A 15,469-nucleotide genomic window follows, 5' to 3' on the forward strand; every position below is an offset into this window, starting at 1 on the left:
CACATCGTCTGCAAATTCTGAACTAGCTAAATTTACCTGATGAACCATATCATAGCTCACAACATTAATAACTACCTCCTTGTTATTCTTAATATTATCATACGTATGTTTAGTAGTATTATCTCGCCCGCGTCTGGAGGGAGAAAAAACCAATATTGGAGGGTTTACACCAAATGAATTAAAAAAGCTAAATGGTGATAAGTTAGGAATGCCTTTTTCATTTATTGTACTGGCCAAAGCAATTGGTCGGGGAGCAATGGCTCCAGCCATAATGCTTTGAATTTTAATGATATCGGTATTTTTGGGATCAATTTGCATTAATTTCTATTTAGTGGGTAGGATTTTAGTAATACTTTCGCCAAAACCAATTCTTACATCTTCATTTTGAGCATAAGCTTGCATGATAATTTGGTCATTATCTGCGATAAATTTCCGTTCTGAACCATCAGGGAATATAATTGGATTTTGACCTTTCCAACTTAATTCCAGCATCGATCCAAAGGAATCTTTTGTAGGTCCGCTAATTGTTCCAGAGGCGCATACATCTCCAATTTGAATATTGCAGCCGTTAGCTGTATGATGGGCAAGCTGTTGACTCATATTCCAATAAAGATATTTAAAATTAGACTGACAAACCCGATGTGCTTTTTTTCCATCTGGCTGAATAAAAACATCTAAATTTATATCGAAACTTTTTTCTCCTTCAAAAGAAAGGTAGGGAAGGATGGGGGTATCCTGCTCTGGTCCTTTGGTTCGGAAAGGTTCAAGAGCATCCATTGTAACTATCCAGGGTGAGACAACAGAACCGAAATTCTTCCCCAAAAAGGGGCCAAGTGGCACATACTCCCATTTTTGAATATCTCTGGCAGACAAATCATTGAAAATAAACATGCCAAAAATATAATTTTCTGCATCATGAGAAGAAACAGAATCACCTAATTCACTGTCTTTACCAACCACAAATGCCATTTCAAGTTCAAAATCCATTTGTTGAGTAGGTCCAAAATGAGGATTAGTATTTTCGCCCTTTAATTGACCTTTTGGTCTGTGAATGTTGGTATTCGATACAACAATTGAACTGCTTCGACCATGATATGCAACGGGCATATGAGACCAATTTGGCAAAAGAGCATTTGCCGGATCTCTAAACATTATGCCCACATTGGTTGCATGTTCTTTACTGGAATAAAAATCAGTATAATCGCCAATATTAACAGGTAAAAGCAATTCCACATCGTTTAGTTGGTAAAGCACGGTGGTTTTGTGTTTCTCACTATTTTTGAGAATATTACTATTGGATTCAAATATTTCTGAAATTCGACTCCTTATGTTTCGAACAGCTGGTTTCCCCAATTCAATAAAATCGTTTAGTTTACATTGTCTAAAGGCTAGCATGTCCTTAAATCCTAAACCAAGATTATCAAAATAGCCAAATTCAGCAAGAGCGCTGAGGTCAATAATATGATCTCCAATCCGTGTTCCAACACGAGAGTTTAGTCCGGACGGTTTAATAATCCCAAATGGGATGTTTTGGATTGGGAAATCGCTATCCTTACTTGTTGCTAGCCAGGATTTTAGTTTTGGATTATTTGCTTTAATCATACGTAATTTTATAGTGTTCCTCTTTTTGATTGTTCTAATTCGATGGCTTCAAATAAAGCTTTGAAATTGCCTTTTCCAAATGATTTAGCACCTTTTCTTTGAATAATTTCATAAAATACAGTGGGTCTGTCCTCAACAGGCTTCGTAAACAATTGAAGAAGGTAGCCTTCGTCATCCTTATCAATTAAAATCCTCAATTCCTTAAGAATGTTTATGTCTTCTTCTATCAGTCCAACTCGATCTAATACAGTTTCATAATATGAATCTGGAACATGCAAAAACTCAACTCCTCTTGCACGAAGTTCTGTGATTGTTTGAATGATATTATCTGTTGCCATAGCAACATGCTGCACGCCAGCTCCTTTATAGAAATCAATATATTCTTCGATCTGTGATTTACGCTTTCCTTTAGCAGGTTCGTTTATTGGAAATTTAATACGTCCATTTCCATTCGACATCACCTTGCTCATCAAGGCAGTGTATTCTGTGGAAATGTCATTATCATCAAATGAGATAATTTGTTTGAATCCCATGACATTGGAATAAAAATCAACCCATGTGTTCATTTCACCCCAACCAACATTTCCAACCATATGGTCTACATATTTCAATCCGACATCTTTAGGTTGGTACGCAGGTTCCCATTTCACAAAACCAGGCAAAAATGTTCCTTTGTAATTCTTTCTTTCAACAAAAATATGGACGGTTTCGCCATAGGTGTAAATACCTGCAAGCACTACTTCGCCATGTTCATCTTTTTCAGTGCGAGGCTCAAAATAGGATCGTGCACCTCTTTTTATCGTTTCTTCATAGGATTTTCGTGCATCATCAACCCATAAGGCTACTTCTTTTACTCCATCGCCATGCTGTTTTACATGATCTGCAATTTTAGAATCAGGAATTAATGCAGTTGTCAGAACTAATCTAATTTTATCTTGCACCAATACATAGGAGGTCTTTTCCTTATTTCCTGTTTCAAGACCACTATAGGCCAGCGGCTGAAATCCAAAAGCTGTTTGGTAATAAAAGGCAGCTTGTTTCGCATTTCCAACATAGAATTCAATATAATCGGTCCCATCAATAGGTAAAAAATCTTCTGTTTTTTTGTTCATCTTATCAATAAATTAATCGTCTAACCAAGTTTTATAATAGTCCTTATCTTCCATTTGTAAAGCCTCTTTCGTTATTTTCAAGGCTTTAAAAGTATCGACCATAACGGCTAATTCATTTGTCTGCTTTTCGCCAATACTTTTTTCAACAGCTCCAGGATGTGGACCATGTGGAATTCCTATAGGATGTAAGGTAAATTGTCCTCTTTCAACATGTTTTCTACTCATAAATTCTCCATCTACGTAATACAAAACTTCATCCGAGTCTACGTTTGAGTGATTGTAAGGCGTAGGTATTGCTTCAGGGTGATAATCGTACAATCTTGGAACAAACGCACAAGTTACAAATCCATTTGCTTCAAATGTCTGATGAACAGGAGGGGGTTGATGTACCCTGCCGGTAATAGGCTCAAAATCATGAATAGAAAGTGTATAGGGAAAATGATATCCATCCCACCCAATAACATCGAAAGGATGTGTCTCGTAATGATAAGGATAAATTAAATCATCTTTTTTGATTTTTACTAAAAAATCACCTTTTTCATCAAAGGTCATTAGTTGTTCTGGTTTTTTTATATCTCTTTCATAATAAGGTGCATGCTCCAATAATTGTCCGGCATCATTTATATATCTTTTTGGGAATCGGAAGGGTGAAAAAGATTCAACAATAAACAATCGATTATTCTCAGTGACAAATTCAAATTGGTGAATTACTCCTCTGGGTATTATTATGTGATCTCCTTCTTTAAAAGGAAGATTTCCATACATGGTTTTTAAAACACCATGACCCTCATGAACAAACACCATTTCATGAGCAGAGGAATTCTTGAAAAAATAGTCTGTCATTGATTTTTTAGGAGCTGCCAATAATATATACAGGTCACTATTCACCAAAACAGCTATTCTGCTTTCCAAATAATCATCGATTGGTTTATGCTTAAAACCCTGAAAGCTGCGGTTCTGCATATTTTTATCCATTGCAATAGTGGGTGCGATGTCAATAGGCGAATCAATATGTAATACTTTGGTCGGAGGCTGCACATGATAAGTTAAGGAATAGGTATCTGAGAAACCTTCAGTAGAAACCAACTGCTCAGCATACAAACTACCATCATCCTTTCTAAATTGTATATGACGTTTTAAAGGTATTTTTCCCAATTTATGGTAATGTGGCATAGTGAAAATTTAATTTAGACTGAGTTTAATTATATATTGTTGTCAATTACAAATTTAGAAAAATTTTAGGTTTATTTTTGCAATGAAACATGGGACTTTGTTAATCACCTTTTGAAATTCAATCATGACAAAAATAAAGTTGCTCGAACCCTATAAAACAACTTACTTACAACTTAATAATAGAGTTGTAATGGCCCCATTGACCAGAAGGCGGGCTCAACAAGATGGTAGTCCTACTAAATTAAATGCAACATATTATCAACAAAGAGCGGGAGCAGGTTTAATCATAGCTGAGGCAACACAAATTTCAGCTTTTGCAAAAGGATATCCAGATACACCGGCAATCTATACAAAAAAACAAACAAATGCCTGGCAAAGAGTATGTGAAGCAGTACATGAAAAGGGTGGGAAAATATTTCTGCAATTATGGCATGTAGGTCGCTATTCACATCCTGATTTGCTTCCAAAGAATATGCATCCTCAAGCTCCATCAGCTATAAAAATGAATGCATCTATTAATGTAGGGAATACTTATAAAGATTCTGTGATACCTAAAGAGTTATCCATTATTGAAATCAAAAAAATTATAAGTGATTTTCAATTTGCTGCAGAAAATGCTTTTCGTGCTGGATTTGATGGCATTGAGATTCATGGAGCTAATGGCTATCTCATAGACCAATTCCTGCAAGATGGCACTAATATTCGTAAAGACATATATGGTGGTAGTATTGAAAACCGTTCTCGATTTTTATTTGAGATAATTGAGGCAATTGCTGAAGTTTGGAATAGCCAAAGAATTGGTCTTCGTTTATCACCAAGTGGAACTAAAATGGAAATGTCTGATTCAAATTCGAAAAAGCATTTCACTTATGTTATTAATGAATTGAATAAATACAATTTAGCCTATTTGCATTTGCTTGAGCCATGGCATGACGTTTCTAAGCTCAAAGGATATGCTACTGATGTTGCTGAGTTCTATCGCCCCATTTACAAAGGCACACTCATTGCCAGCGGGGGTTTTAGCCTACAAAGTGCTAATGATGCTATTTTAAATAAAACCGCTGATTTAGTTGCTTTTGGAAAAGCGTTCATTTCGAATCCTGATTTAGTAAAACGTTTTGAACTAAATGCTCCATTAAACGAATGGGAGACAGATACTTTTTATGGAGGGGATGAAAAAGGCTATACAGATTATCCATTTCTGAAATTGCAAATCTGATTATACAATATTGTGGAAAATAGGCTCTCATAACACGCTGTTTCTCTCTTAGTTAAGGATGTTATAAACATATCAACATACAAACTCATTGATTGTTAGAATATTGTAACTAATTAATAGGTGGAAAATTTGGTGGGAAAATGTTTCTAATCTATTTTTGAGTCATCAAGTTTAAGAAGTAAACTAGATAACCGATCAGGACTAAAGATCAGAAAAGTTAGCAATAATTTGGACACTTAAGTCAGGTTCATGACTTTGTCTCGCAAGGGGCAGTGTGGAGGGCCAGCGATTGAAGCCAGGGTTGTGAAATTATGAGTTTGCAAAAACAATTAACAGGCAACCAAATATGAATACAAGGCCGAAAGGCTGCGATCATGTTTATCGGGTATTGCAATGGAAGCATCAGATGCTTGAAAGAGAAGAAGATGTGAAAATTGGGCTATAAGATTGAGAGCCGTTCGCGGTTTTTAACGCAGATCAGCCTGAAGAAGCAGGGATTTGGGCAGCCAAAGCTGTAACAGGTAGAGGAAAGAAGAATCTATACTTGACGATGAAAGCAGCAATGTTTTTGACGTAAGACTGTGTCAGAAAGGAGAGATGGAATCAGCTTATTGTAAAAGGTAGGCGGGCTGCAGATCAGATTTGTACATCAGAGCCTCGGCTTTGAAAAGAAAGGTCGGTTAACAAGCTTAGCTTGGCGCTTTAAAGATGCTACGGCAGAATTAAAGTAGAATGGGAGGTAGTCGAACAGATTGCTTCCCATTCGCCTTTTATATCCTCCCATTGTCACCCTATTTTCTTGCCCTAAATTTGCATTGCTTCAGGCATAACACTATTATGTATCGATTTTTAAATTTTTCTACTGAAAAAAATACTTTTTCAAGCAGTTACCGCTCCATTATTTCTGCCTTGGGAAATAATATTAATCGAGCTGAGCAATCGAAAATAAAGGAAGCATTTCGAATACTAATCAGCATTAGTGAGAAAAATACCAATAACACGCATATTCAAGAGTCGATTGATAAAGCAAAAATTGCTATTAATGAACTTTATCTTGGCTACAGCTCAATTATTAGTATTTTGCTTTATGACTCCTATAAATTGAAGTTGATTTCCAAAATAGAATTGAAAGATAAATTTGCCCCCCAAATTATTAATATACTTGAAGATTTGGTACTGCTGGAAACAATTGATACTAAGAATAGCCAAAAACAAGCAGAAAATTTCATTCAACTTCTTTTAACATCGGTATCTGATGTTAGAGCAATTCTAATCAAATTAGTTGATCGTGTTTACAAAATTCGAAGGTTAAATGAATATGCTGAACCTGAGAAAATTAAAATTGCCAAAGAATGCTATTATTTATACGTTCAAATAGCTCACAGGTTGGGATTATATAAATTGAAGAATGAAATTGAAGATATTGCTTTTAGTTATATATACCCTGACGAATATGCTTCAATAAATGAATTATTAAAAAATACTTCATCTGAATACAATGAATTTATCAGCACTTTTCTGGAACCAATTCATAAAGAATTACTCAGTCAGAAAATTGATTATGAAATCACGTGGAGAACAAAAACTGCACATTCGATATGGATGAAGATGAAAAAACAAAATGTTGAATTTGATCAAATTTTTGACATTTTTGCCATTCGTATAATTTTAAAATCAGTTTTAAAAGATGAGAAAGCAGCCTGCTGGCAGACTTATTCAATAATAACAAATATTTACGAACCCAATGCCAAACGTTTAAGAGATTGGATCAGTTTACCAAAAGAAAATGCGTATGAATCGTTGCATATAACCGTTAAAAGCCCTTCTAACAAATGGGTTGAAATTCAAATTCGAACACAGCGAATGAACGAACAAGCTGAAAAAGGGCTTGCAGCTCATTGGAAATATAAAGGAGGAAAAACTGCTCAATGGTTTGAGAATTGGTTGGTAACTATCAGAGAACTATTTGAGGATCCAAATTCACAACTTCGTGATTTAACTGCAACAAATACTTCAACAATAAAACCCGATGAAATATTTGTTTTTACTCCTCATGGAGATTTAGTCAAACTTAAAAATGGATCAACTGCGTTAGATATGGCCTTTAGTTTACATTCTGATCTAGGAGCTCGATGTTCAGGAGCTAAAGTAAATGGCAAAATAGTTAGTTTGAAACATCTTTTAGCAAATGGAGATCAGGTTAGCCTGTTAACTAGTAAAAAACAAAAACCAAAAATAGATTGGTTGAGTTTTGTAAAAACAAATAAAGCAAAAAATAAAATAAAACGAATGCTTAAGGAGGATGAGCATTTGGAAGCTGAAAGAGGCAAAGAAATAATTAAAAGAAAATTCAGAAATTGGAAATTACCGTTTAATGATTCAACTATTAATTTCCTAATTAATCATTATAAGTTTAACAATGCTTTGGAGCTATACTCAAAAGTTGCAAATGAGGAGTTGGATGCATTAAAACTTAAAGAATTAATTAAATCCCAAAAAGAAAAGGAAAAGAAATTAAGTGAACCATTAATTAAACCAAAATCATCTAAACAAATTGATGATCAAGATCTTAAGAAAAGTATCAGTATTGAAGGTGCTATCATAAAAGATCTTATTTTTAGCTATGCAAAATGTTGTTCGCCCATACTAGGTGATTTAATTTCAGGCTTTATAACTATTCATAAAGGTATTAGCATTCACAAGCAAAAATGCCCAAATGCATTACATATGCATAAGAATTTAGCCTATAGACAAGTAAACGTATATTGGATAAAAGCGCAAAGTGAGTTGAATTTTGAAGTGATACTGAAAATAACTGGTAAAGATGATATGGCCATGATTAGCAAAATAACTGATGTGGTTTCAAAAGAATTTAATATTCATATTAATGCTTTCAATGTGCATACGCATAAAATTAAGTTCGAAGGAATACTCTTGCTAAATGTAAGTGATACCAGTCAGCTGAACAGTTTGTTAGGCCGTATCAAAGCTATCAAAGGAATTGAAAAAGCTGTTCGAATTAATTCACTTGATTAGATTAATTTCTTGACTTTCATTCCCTACTTTTGACAGATGACTCTCAATCATCCTGGAGAACTGGCAGCCCTATTTACCGCTTTTTGCTGGACCATTACAGCTCTTGCTTTTGAAAAAGCCACAAAAAAAGTCGGTACCATAGCTGTTAATATCACTCGTTTAGCATTAGCCATTGTTTTTCTTTCAATATTAAATTTTGCTCTTCGAGGACTGATTTTACCAACTGATGCCAGTCTGCATCAATGGCTTTGGCTTAGCGCTTCAGGGATAATAGGTTTTGTTCTGGGAGACTATTTTCTTTTTAAATCATATCCAATAATTGGATCTCGAATTGCCATGTTAATGATGACTCTTGTTCCTCCCATGACAGCCATTATCGGTTGGATTGTATTAGGAGAACATATGATCTTAAGACACGTTTTTGGGATGATTTTGGTCATGTTTGGAATTGGGTTAGCTGTTTTAAGCAAAAAAAATAGCAATTTCAAACTGAGTTTTAATCAGCCTGTGAAGGGATTGATATTTGCCTTTTTAGGAGCAATTGGTCAAGCAGTTGGACTAGTGCTAAGTAAACTGGGGATGCAGGATTATGATCCTTTTGCTGCTACACAAATAAGAATAATAGCTGGCCTGATTGGTTTCATTATTATCGTTAGTGTTTTGAAAAGATGGCAACCAATTTACAAATCGCTTAAAAACAAAAAAGTAATGTCAAACATAACAATAGGTTCTATTTTCGGACCCTTTCTAGGTGTTTCATTTTCACTGGTTGCTGTAAGTTACACCAGTACCGGCATTGCATCAACACTCATGGCTATAGTTCCCGTTCTTATTATTCCTGCGGTGGTACTGCTTTATAAACAAAAAGTGTCGTTAAAAGAAATTATAGGAGCGGTGCTGAGCGTAGTAGGAGTAGTGATTTTCTTTATCTAGAACTTATAAGACAAACCAATTGATGCATTTAAAGCACCTAAATTATTTGGGACTTTAATAGTTTCTCGATATGTAAACTCCAATTGGGTAAAATGATAATCAATCAAAAAACTTAACCACAACTCTTCTTCAAGCATATACTTTAGTCCAATGGCTGCATTGTACTGCAGTCCTTCAGCATATGAAAAATTCCGTGTATACGTTTTTAAGTCTGCATTTACATCCAACACTCTCAATTCAATTTTAGGGGAATTGGTGTGTACTTGTCCTATTTGAACACGACTTTCCATAACCAGTTTTTCAGAGAGAAAAACATTATAAACTGGTCCAAACATCATAAAACCAAATACCCAAGGACTTGCATCAACATATACAATTGAATCTATTCCCGGTTCAAATGCTTTTGCATGAATTTTATCCTTATTTACGTTATAATAGGATCGCATTCCACTAACTGCCACACCAAAATTTGGTGTAAAATACCAACTTAAATCCACACTTCCGTGATAGCCAATATTGGCAAAACCACCCGCTTTGTCGTCTGTAGTCCATACAGTTGAACTTAAATCCTGTAAAGGGATTGAAGCACCTCCCATGACGCGAAAATATACACCTTTCTGGCTAAAACCCAAGATAGGCAGCAGAATGCAAAGAAAAATTATGCTTAATTGTTTCATGATATAAAGTGTGTACTTCTATGCAAATATAATGTCAAAAAAATGTTTCAAGACCTAATTATCAATAATATGATTTGAATTTGAAAATACAAATTATATTTCCATTCATTATTAATAGTATAAATTCGAAGTATCAAAAAACAAAATTAAACAAATGAAAAAGTTATTATTGATTCCATTGGCACTTAGTGTATTAATCTCTTGTCAAAACAATAAGCAAGAAATGCAGCGTCTTGTAGAGGTAAATGATAGTCTGACTATTGTCACATCCATGCAGGATCGTATTGTTATCGATTATGTAGAAGCGTTCAACGAAATACAGAACAACTTAAACGAGATAAAAAAAGCTGAGAATATTATTACGCTGAATACGAACGATCTGAATAATGAACTATCTCCCGGAGATGAGGAAAGAATAATAGAAGACATCAAACTGATTAATGATTTGATGGATGAGAATAAAAGAAAAATAAGCAATCTTGAACAGAAGTTGAAGGCTAGTGGTGGCAACAATAATGAATTACAGAAAATGATTACTTATTTGCAGGATCAAATGCTTGCTAAGGATTTGGAATTGGCAAAACTGAACGACAAATTGGATGCGCTAAATATTGAAGTTAAAAATCTATCTGCAACACTAGATACAGTGAAAACAGAATCTTCAAAAAAATCTAAAATCATTGAAGAACAAATCATCGAAATTAATACGGCCTATTATGTTTACGGAACAGAAAAGGAGCTAAGAGAACAAAATATTCTGACAAAAGCTGGCGGTTTTATTGGTATAGGTAAAAGCACTACACTTAAGCAAGATTTTGATGTGAATTATTTCACTAAAGTCGATATCAGAGAATTGAATGAAATAATACTACAAACCGAAGAGGCAAAAATTATTACAAACCACCCAACAAACTCCTATAAGTTAATTGGTGATAAAGCCATTGAAAAAATTAAAATCACGAATGCAAAGAGCTTCTGGAAAAATAGCAAATACTGCGTGATTGTAGTTAAATAATTAACCTTAAGAATCTTTTCCAATTTTTGATAGACTCCTTCATCTATCCGAGCAATATGGATAAATGAGTTTGCACATAAAATTATCTACGTTGAGAGTTTGCTATTTAGAATATTTTTTAGCGCCTTCTAAGAATAACTTTATTCTGTCTAAAAAACTTCTTTCTAATTGATTTTTTTATGTACGTTTGCCACTTATTTATTTTGAAAAATCTACAGATAGGCAAACAAATAATGAGACTTATAACAGTCGTTCTTTTAGCTCTAATCTTTTCAGCAGGAAGTTTTCCTGATGCTGGCGACTCCATAGTAGGTGAGTGGATATCTTTTAATTCCGATGGTGACAAAGGAATCGTAAAAATATACAAAGCAAAAAACCATAAATATTATGGGCAATTAATAAAGGCATTTGATGATAATCTGGATCATAAATTAAGAACCCAGAACGAGCCTTTATTTATTTTAAAAGAATTTGAATATAAATCTAATAACGAATGGTCAGAAGGAGTGGTTATTCGACCTAAATTTGGCGATCGATATAGAGGGCGTTTAAAGCTCAAGGATAGAAATACGTTGGAGGTTACGGGTTATCTGAGCATTTTCTCCAAATCAATCGACTGGAAAAGAAATTCTTAGGCTAAAGGGCCTCCATAATAATCCATTTCTTCCGAACGTCTTTTCATGCAATTATCAATTACAATTGTCTTTTCTTGGTTTGTATAAATATCCCAATTGATAATTTCTTCTTCACTTCGTTTGCAGCCTAAGCAAATCTTGTTTTCATCATAAGTGCAAACATTAATACAAGGACTTTTTACTTCTGACATCTTATTTTTAGGAGTTGTGTGCTTTTATTTTAATGGTTTTCTTCTTTTGCAAGAATTGGGCAAGAATTTAATAAATTTGAAAGCATAACACTTAAGTAGACAATATTGAATATTAGAATTTTTGCTTTTGGAATTTTCACAGTTCTCATGGTTTTCTTGATTCAGTGTAAGAAACCAACGAAAAACGAATTAAAACAATATATAGGTGAATGGGAATTTGTTTTTATTTCAACTGAATATGCTCCGGGCTTTGGTGAATTTATTGACACAACTATTTTCACTGGTTCTATTAAATATGAAAATGATAAGTATGGCAACTTAAGGGCTAATTATAGTATTGAAGAATATTGCATATTGGATGTCGATGGAGAAGGAAATATAGTTGCATCTAATCCATATTGCGCTTCTGGTCAATTCATTATTGATTCTATTTACTTTAAATACTTAATAGATAGTCCAAAAGCAGTAACAAGAACGCACAAAGTATATGGAAAGAAAATATAAAGAAAAAAGAAGTTCAATATGATCGTTTCTGTATTTTATTTAATAATTAGCGACAATTCTTAAAACCTTAATTTTTAGACTTCCTATTTTTTATGATCAAACAATCAGTGATTATATCATGCCAAGCTTGTCCGTATTTATTCCATGAAATGGCAAAAATACCAGCTCCCAAGGGGAGAAATGATAAAAACATCCAAATATAACGTAAACATGCTTTCTTGAATGTTATTCGCTGGCCGTGAAGGTCGATTACCTTAATACCTACTATTCTTTTACCAATTGTTGCCTGATGCTCTGAGCTTTCGGTATATCCATAATAAAGAGTTGTTAAAATCAACAATACTAAACTCGTTACAAAACTAAAGGCAACAATATCAGTATCTACTAACATTGTTAGGAATAGGGCAGCTAAAATTCCAATGAGCAAGCAATCAATTAGGTAAGCAATGATTCGTATCCATAAAGTGGCATATTGGTAATCTCCAATAATTTTGATATCCAATAATTCATTTAAAAATTTTGAAGATTTGGCTTTTTTTAAGTTTGAAACGTCTAATCCAAATAAGTTTTTCTCCGTGTAAAACTCGGGAATCTCATGAAATACTTCATCAGTTTTTTCTTTTGTATCCATTTCAAAAGCTAATTAATGTTACAAAAATCAGTGAAAAATTGACTATTTAGCATGCTAAATGATACAATTATTTTCAATATCCAAAATTTCAATAATCAATTTTCTATAGATTAAATTTAAGCATTTTTAAGTGAATCGTTTCAATTAATGATTTGATCAACGATATTTTACCATTTAATTACATAATTTCCACTGAAATTTGTATTATTACAGCAATAAAGAATTGGCTTTCCAAAGAAGTAGGTAAATGCACTTTAACGCAAACATGCAGTTCAAAGAATTCGTACATATTATTAATCCCAGAGTTCCAAAAAGGATGCTTTTATTCTTAGCTGGATTTATATGGCTTTACGCATCATACCGCGTGTTTTTGGTTTTACTAATTGAGCTTCACAAAAGCAGTAATCACTGGTTAATTTATACTATTGGAAGTATCGTTTATGTTCTATTCTTTCAGTTTGTATTTCATCGAATATTGTTAAAACATACAAAACGGATAATTAATAAAGCAACCAATTGGGTGTGTGTTTTTTCTGTATTTGACTTAAAAAGTTATTTATTAATGGGTTTTATGATTTCTGCTGGATTTCTTTCAACTCGTTATTTATCAATTCCTGCAGAAGCATTGTCTGTATTTTTCATATCACTTTCCTTATCTCTATTTACTTCGGCTCTTTACTTTTTATATTATGGTTTTCGATATAGTTATGCTAAAAATAAATTTTTAATATTTAATAAGCTTACAGATGAGAATTAAATACACATTGTTACTTTGCTTAACTACTTTCTTTTTATTTGCTCAAAATGATGAATTCCTTACACATTATGAAAAATCAGCGTTTAAAGAAACTTCCCGATACGATGAAACAATTGCATTTTGCAAACAGCTCGACAAAGCTTCGGAATTGGTTCATTACACCACTTTTGGTAAAAGTTTGCAGGGACGAGATTTGCCCTTGATTATTGTTGACAAGGACGGAATGCAACAAGCCAGAGAAGTGCAGCAAACTGAAAAAGCAATTGTACTTATTCAAGCTGGAATTCATGCAGGAGAAATCAATGGTAAAGATGCGGGCATGATGTTAATCAGAGATATTGTTATTCATAAAAAACACAGCGAATTACTAAATAAGGTGACCATTGTATTTATTCCCATATTAAATGTTGATGGTCACGAAAACTTCAGTTCTTATGGTCGAATCAATCAAAATGGACCAAAAGAAATGGGATTCAGGACAAATGCCATCAATTTGAATCTGAATAGAGATTACTTGAAAGCCGATGCCTTGGAAACTCAAGCCTGGCATAAACTCTTCCTTGAATGGCTTCCTGATTTTTTTATTGACATTCATAGCACCGATGGAGCAGATTATCAATACGTACTTACTTATGGCATGGAAATCTATGGAAATATGTCAGAAAAACTTACGAACTGGCAAACAGATGTATTCATCAAATATGTTGAGAAAAAGATGGAAAAGGCTAATTATCCGATATTCCCTTATGTGGCATTCCGAAACTGGCATGATCCACGAAGTGGACTGAAGAGTTATCCGGGTAATCCGATGCTATCACAGGCATATAGCGCTATTCAAAACCGACCTGGATTATTGATTGAAAGTCATATGCTTAAAGACTATAAAACACGGGTTTCAAGTACTTATGAAATGCTGGTACACAGTCTGACTATTTTAAATAAGGAATATTACCATCTTCAAAACCTGATTGATGAATCTGAGCGTTTTGTGTCGAGCGAAAGCTTTAGAGCAAAAAAATATACGCTAACATACAAAGCAAGTTCGGATAGTAGTATGGTGAAATTCAGGGGAGTAGAATATGAAACGACCACCAGTGATTTAACAGGTGGCAATTGGTTTAAATATTCAACTAAACCAGCAACTTTTGAAATTCCTTTCTTCGACAAGCATGTTCCTGAAAAGCAAGTTTTTCTACCAGAAGCTTATATTATTCCTCCTGAATGGACAGAAGTAATCAGCCGCCTAAAAAATCATGGAATTGAAACCTATACTATAGCCGAAGCTGTTAGTTTGCGTGTAAATAGTTATCATTTTGCCAATCCTGCTTGGCGATCGAATTCTTTTGAGGGAAGACAAATATTAGAGAAATTTGATTTATCTGAAGTAGAAAATGAGCGTGAATATCCACAAGGATCTGTTATTGTTGGCTTAAACCAACCTACAGCTAAAGTTATTGCTTGCATTTTGGAACCGGAAGCTATTGGTTCATTTGCATATTGGGGTTTTTTCAATTCGATTTTCGAGCAGAAAGAATATGGCGAGAGCTATGTTATGGAAAAAATCGCCAGAAACATGTTAGAGTCGGATCCTGAATTAAAAGCAGAATTCGAAGAAAAACTAAAAAATGATCCTGACTTTGCCAATAATCAATGGACTATGTTGAATTGGTTTTACAGCAAAACAGCTTATTGGGATAGCAGAATAAACTCATATCCTGTAGGTAGGATTATGATTAAATCTGAATTGAATAAAATACGTTATGCAGATTAATTATTGTTGTAAAGCACGGTTACTTCTCCTTGTTTACATATACTAATGCAATAACAATTCGGTGACTCTTTTAGTTAAAATGAGCAATATACTTTTGGCAATTGATACTGTAAAAGCGAAGCGATTCCGACTGAGCATATAAATTTTGTATTTTACTTTGAACAAAATTTATATTTTTCATAGGAGAAACATTTTAGTTATTGGAATATATAT

At 33.7% G+C, this 15,469-nt stretch carries 13 protein-coding genes and 1 pseudogene; 8 read left to right on the plus strand and 6 right to left on the minus strand.

Annotated features, from left to right (window positions below):
• From HOG71_04275 to hppD, 3 genes and pseudogenes are all read right to left on the minus strand, one after another.
• Positions 1-318: flavin reductase family protein (locus tag HOG71_04275; GenBank protein ID MBT5990049.1), on the minus strand; the 318-nt coding region annotated here is incomplete at its 3' end.
• Positions 319-324: 6 nt separating this feature from the next.
• A complete protein-coding gene (gene fahA, locus HOG71_04280; protein ID MBT5990050.1) occupies positions 325-1,602 on the minus strand; it encodes a fumarylacetoacetase in 1,278 nt (425 codons plus the stop codon).
• A gap of 8 nt (positions 1,603-1,610) precedes the next feature.
• Positions 1,611-3,887, minus strand: a pseudogene (gene hppD / locus HOG71_04285) (4-hydroxyphenylpyruvate dioxygenase).
• A 124-nt stretch (positions 3,888-4,011) separates the two neighbouring features.
• On the opposite strand from hppD, the gene HOG71_04290 reads away from it, so the two are divergent.
• The 3 genes from HOG71_04290 (at position 4,012) to HOG71_04300 (ending at position 9,075) form a co-directional block, all read left to right on the plus strand.
• Entirely contained in the window at positions 4,012-5,106 is a 1,095-nt protein-coding gene (locus tag HOG71_04290) for an alkene reductase (GenBank protein ID MBT5990051.1), read from the plus strand.
• A gap of 837 nt (positions 5,107-5,943) precedes the next feature.
• Positions 5,944-8,142: a bifunctional (p)ppGpp synthetase/guanosine-3',5'-bis(diphosphate) 3'-pyrophosphohydrolase gene (locus HOG71_04295; GenBank protein ID MBT5990052.1), complete on the plus strand. Its 2,199-nt coding sequence runs from the start codon at positions 5,944-5,946 to the stop codon at positions 8,140-8,142.
• A gap of 36 nt (positions 8,143-8,178) precedes the next feature.
• The gene (locus HOG71_04300; protein ID MBT5990053.1) at positions 8,179-9,075 is read left to right on the plus strand and encodes a DMT family transporter; all 897 of its coding nucleotides are present in this window, start codon (positions 8,179-8,181) and stop codon (positions 9,073-9,075) included.
• On the opposite strand, the gene HOG71_04305 is transcribed toward HOG71_04300, so the two are convergent.
• Positions 9,072-9,671, minus strand: a complete 600-nt coding sequence (locus HOG71_04305; GenBank protein MBT5990054.1) for a hypothetical protein — start codon at positions 9,669-9,671, stop codon at positions 9,072-9,074. The genes HOG71_04300 and HOG71_04305 overlap by 4 nt on opposite strands.
• Positions 9,672-9,906: 235 nt before the next feature.
• On the opposite strand from HOG71_04305, the gene HOG71_04310 reads away from it, so the two are divergent.
• Both HOG71_04310 and HOG71_04315 read left to right on the plus strand, forming a co-directional pair.
• The gene (locus tag HOG71_04310) at positions 9,907-10,767 is read left to right on the plus strand and encodes a hypothetical protein (GenBank protein ID MBT5990055.1); all 861 of its coding nucleotides are present in this window, start codon (positions 9,907-9,909) and stop codon (positions 10,765-10,767) included.
• A gap of 233 nt (positions 10,768-11,000) precedes the next feature.
• Positions 11,001-11,402, plus strand: coding sequence for a DUF2147 domain-containing protein (locus HOG71_04315; GenBank protein ID MBT5990056.1), 402 nt, complete (start codon positions 11,001-11,003; stop codon positions 11,400-11,402).
• Here the strand turns inward: HOG71_04315 and HOG71_04320 are convergent.
• Positions 11,399-11,593 carry a DUF1289 domain-containing protein gene (locus HOG71_04320; GenBank protein MBT5990057.1) on the minus strand — a complete coding sequence of 65 codons (195 nt, stop codon included), beginning with the start codon at positions 11,591-11,593 and terminating at the stop codon, positions 11,399-11,401. The two genes, HOG71_04315 and HOG71_04320, sit on opposite strands and share 4 nt — an antisense overlap.
• Before the next feature lie 105 nt (positions 11,594-11,698).
• On the opposite strand from HOG71_04320, the gene HOG71_04325 reads away from it, so the two are divergent.
• Positions 11,699-12,097 (plus strand): hypothetical protein, encoded by a 399-nt coding sequence (locus HOG71_04325; GenBank protein ID MBT5990058.1) that lies wholly within the window; start codon positions 11,699-11,701, stop codon positions 12,095-12,097.
• Positions 12,098-12,164: 67 nt separating this feature from the next.
• Here HOG71_04325 and HOG71_04330 read toward each other — a convergent pair whose 3' ends face one another.
• Positions 12,165-12,728, minus strand: a complete 564-nt coding sequence (locus tag HOG71_04330; protein ID MBT5990059.1) for an RDD family protein — start codon at positions 12,726-12,728, stop codon at positions 12,165-12,167.
• Between the two features lie 247 nt (positions 12,729-12,975).
• Here HOG71_04330 and HOG71_04335 point away from each other — a divergent pair, with 247 nt between their 5' ends.
• Both HOG71_04335 and HOG71_04340 read left to right on the plus strand, forming a co-directional pair.
• Positions 12,976-13,485 (plus strand): hypothetical protein, encoded by a 510-nt coding sequence (locus HOG71_04335; GenBank protein ID MBT5990060.1) that lies wholly within the window; start codon positions 12,976-12,978, stop codon positions 13,483-13,485.
• On the plus strand, positions 13,475-15,256 hold the full coding sequence (locus HOG71_04340; GenBank protein MBT5990061.1) for a peptidase M14: 1,782 nt from the start codon (positions 13,475-13,477) through the stop codon (positions 15,254-15,256). Before HOG71_04335 ends, HOG71_04340 begins: the two co-directional genes overlap by 11 nt.
• The last annotated feature ends 213 nt before the right edge of the window (positions 15,257-15,469 follow it).

This window comes from Bacteroidota bacterium, from assembly GCA_018698135.1.
GTDB lineage: Bacteria > Bacteroidota > Bacteroidia > CAILMK01 > JAAYUY01 > JABINZ01.

What these genes read in the sequence shown, in the direction of transcription:
- HOG71_04320 (MBT5990057.1), bottom strand. Translation starts at nt 11,593, where the DNA reads ATGTCAGAAGTAAAAAGTCCTTGTATTAATGTTTGCACTTATGATGAA.
- HOG71_04290 (MBT5990051.1), top strand. Translation starts at nt 4,012, where the DNA reads ATGACAAAAATAAAGTTGCTCGAACCCTATAAAACAACTTACTTACAA.
- HOG71_04335 (MBT5990060.1), top strand. Translation starts at nt 12,976, where the DNA reads ATGCACTTTAACGCAAACATGCAGTTCAAAGAATTCGTACATATTATT.
- HOG71_04310 (MBT5990055.1), top strand. Translation starts at nt 9,907, where the DNA reads ATGAAAAAGTTATTATTGATTCCATTGGCACTTAGTGTATTAATCTCT.
- HOG71_04330 (MBT5990059.1), bottom strand. Translation starts at nt 12,728, where the DNA reads ATGGATACAAAAGAAAAAACTGATGAAGTATTTCATGAGATTCCCGAG.
- HOG71_04300 (MBT5990053.1), top strand. Translation starts at nt 8,179, where the DNA reads ATGACTCTCAATCATCCTGGAGAACTGGCAGCCCTATTTACCGCTTTT.
- HOG71_04315 (MBT5990056.1), top strand. Translation starts at nt 11,001, where the DNA reads ATGAGACTTATAACAGTCGTTCTTTTAGCTCTAATCTTTTCAGCAGGA.
- fahA (MBT5990050.1), bottom strand. Translation starts at nt 1,602, where the DNA reads ATGATTAAAGCAAATAATCCAAAACTAAAATCCTGGCTAGCAACAAGT.
- HOG71_04340 (MBT5990061.1), top strand. Translation starts at nt 13,475, where the DNA reads ATGAGAATTAAATACACATTGTTACTTTGCTTAACTACTTTCTTTTTA.
- HOG71_04295 (MBT5990052.1), top strand. Translation starts at nt 5,944, where the DNA reads ATGTATCGATTTTTAAATTTTTCTACTGAAAAAAATACTTTTTCAAGC.
- HOG71_04305 (MBT5990054.1), bottom strand. Translation starts at nt 9,671, where the DNA reads ATGGGAGGTGCTTCAATCCCTTTACAGGATTTAAGTTCAACTGTATGG.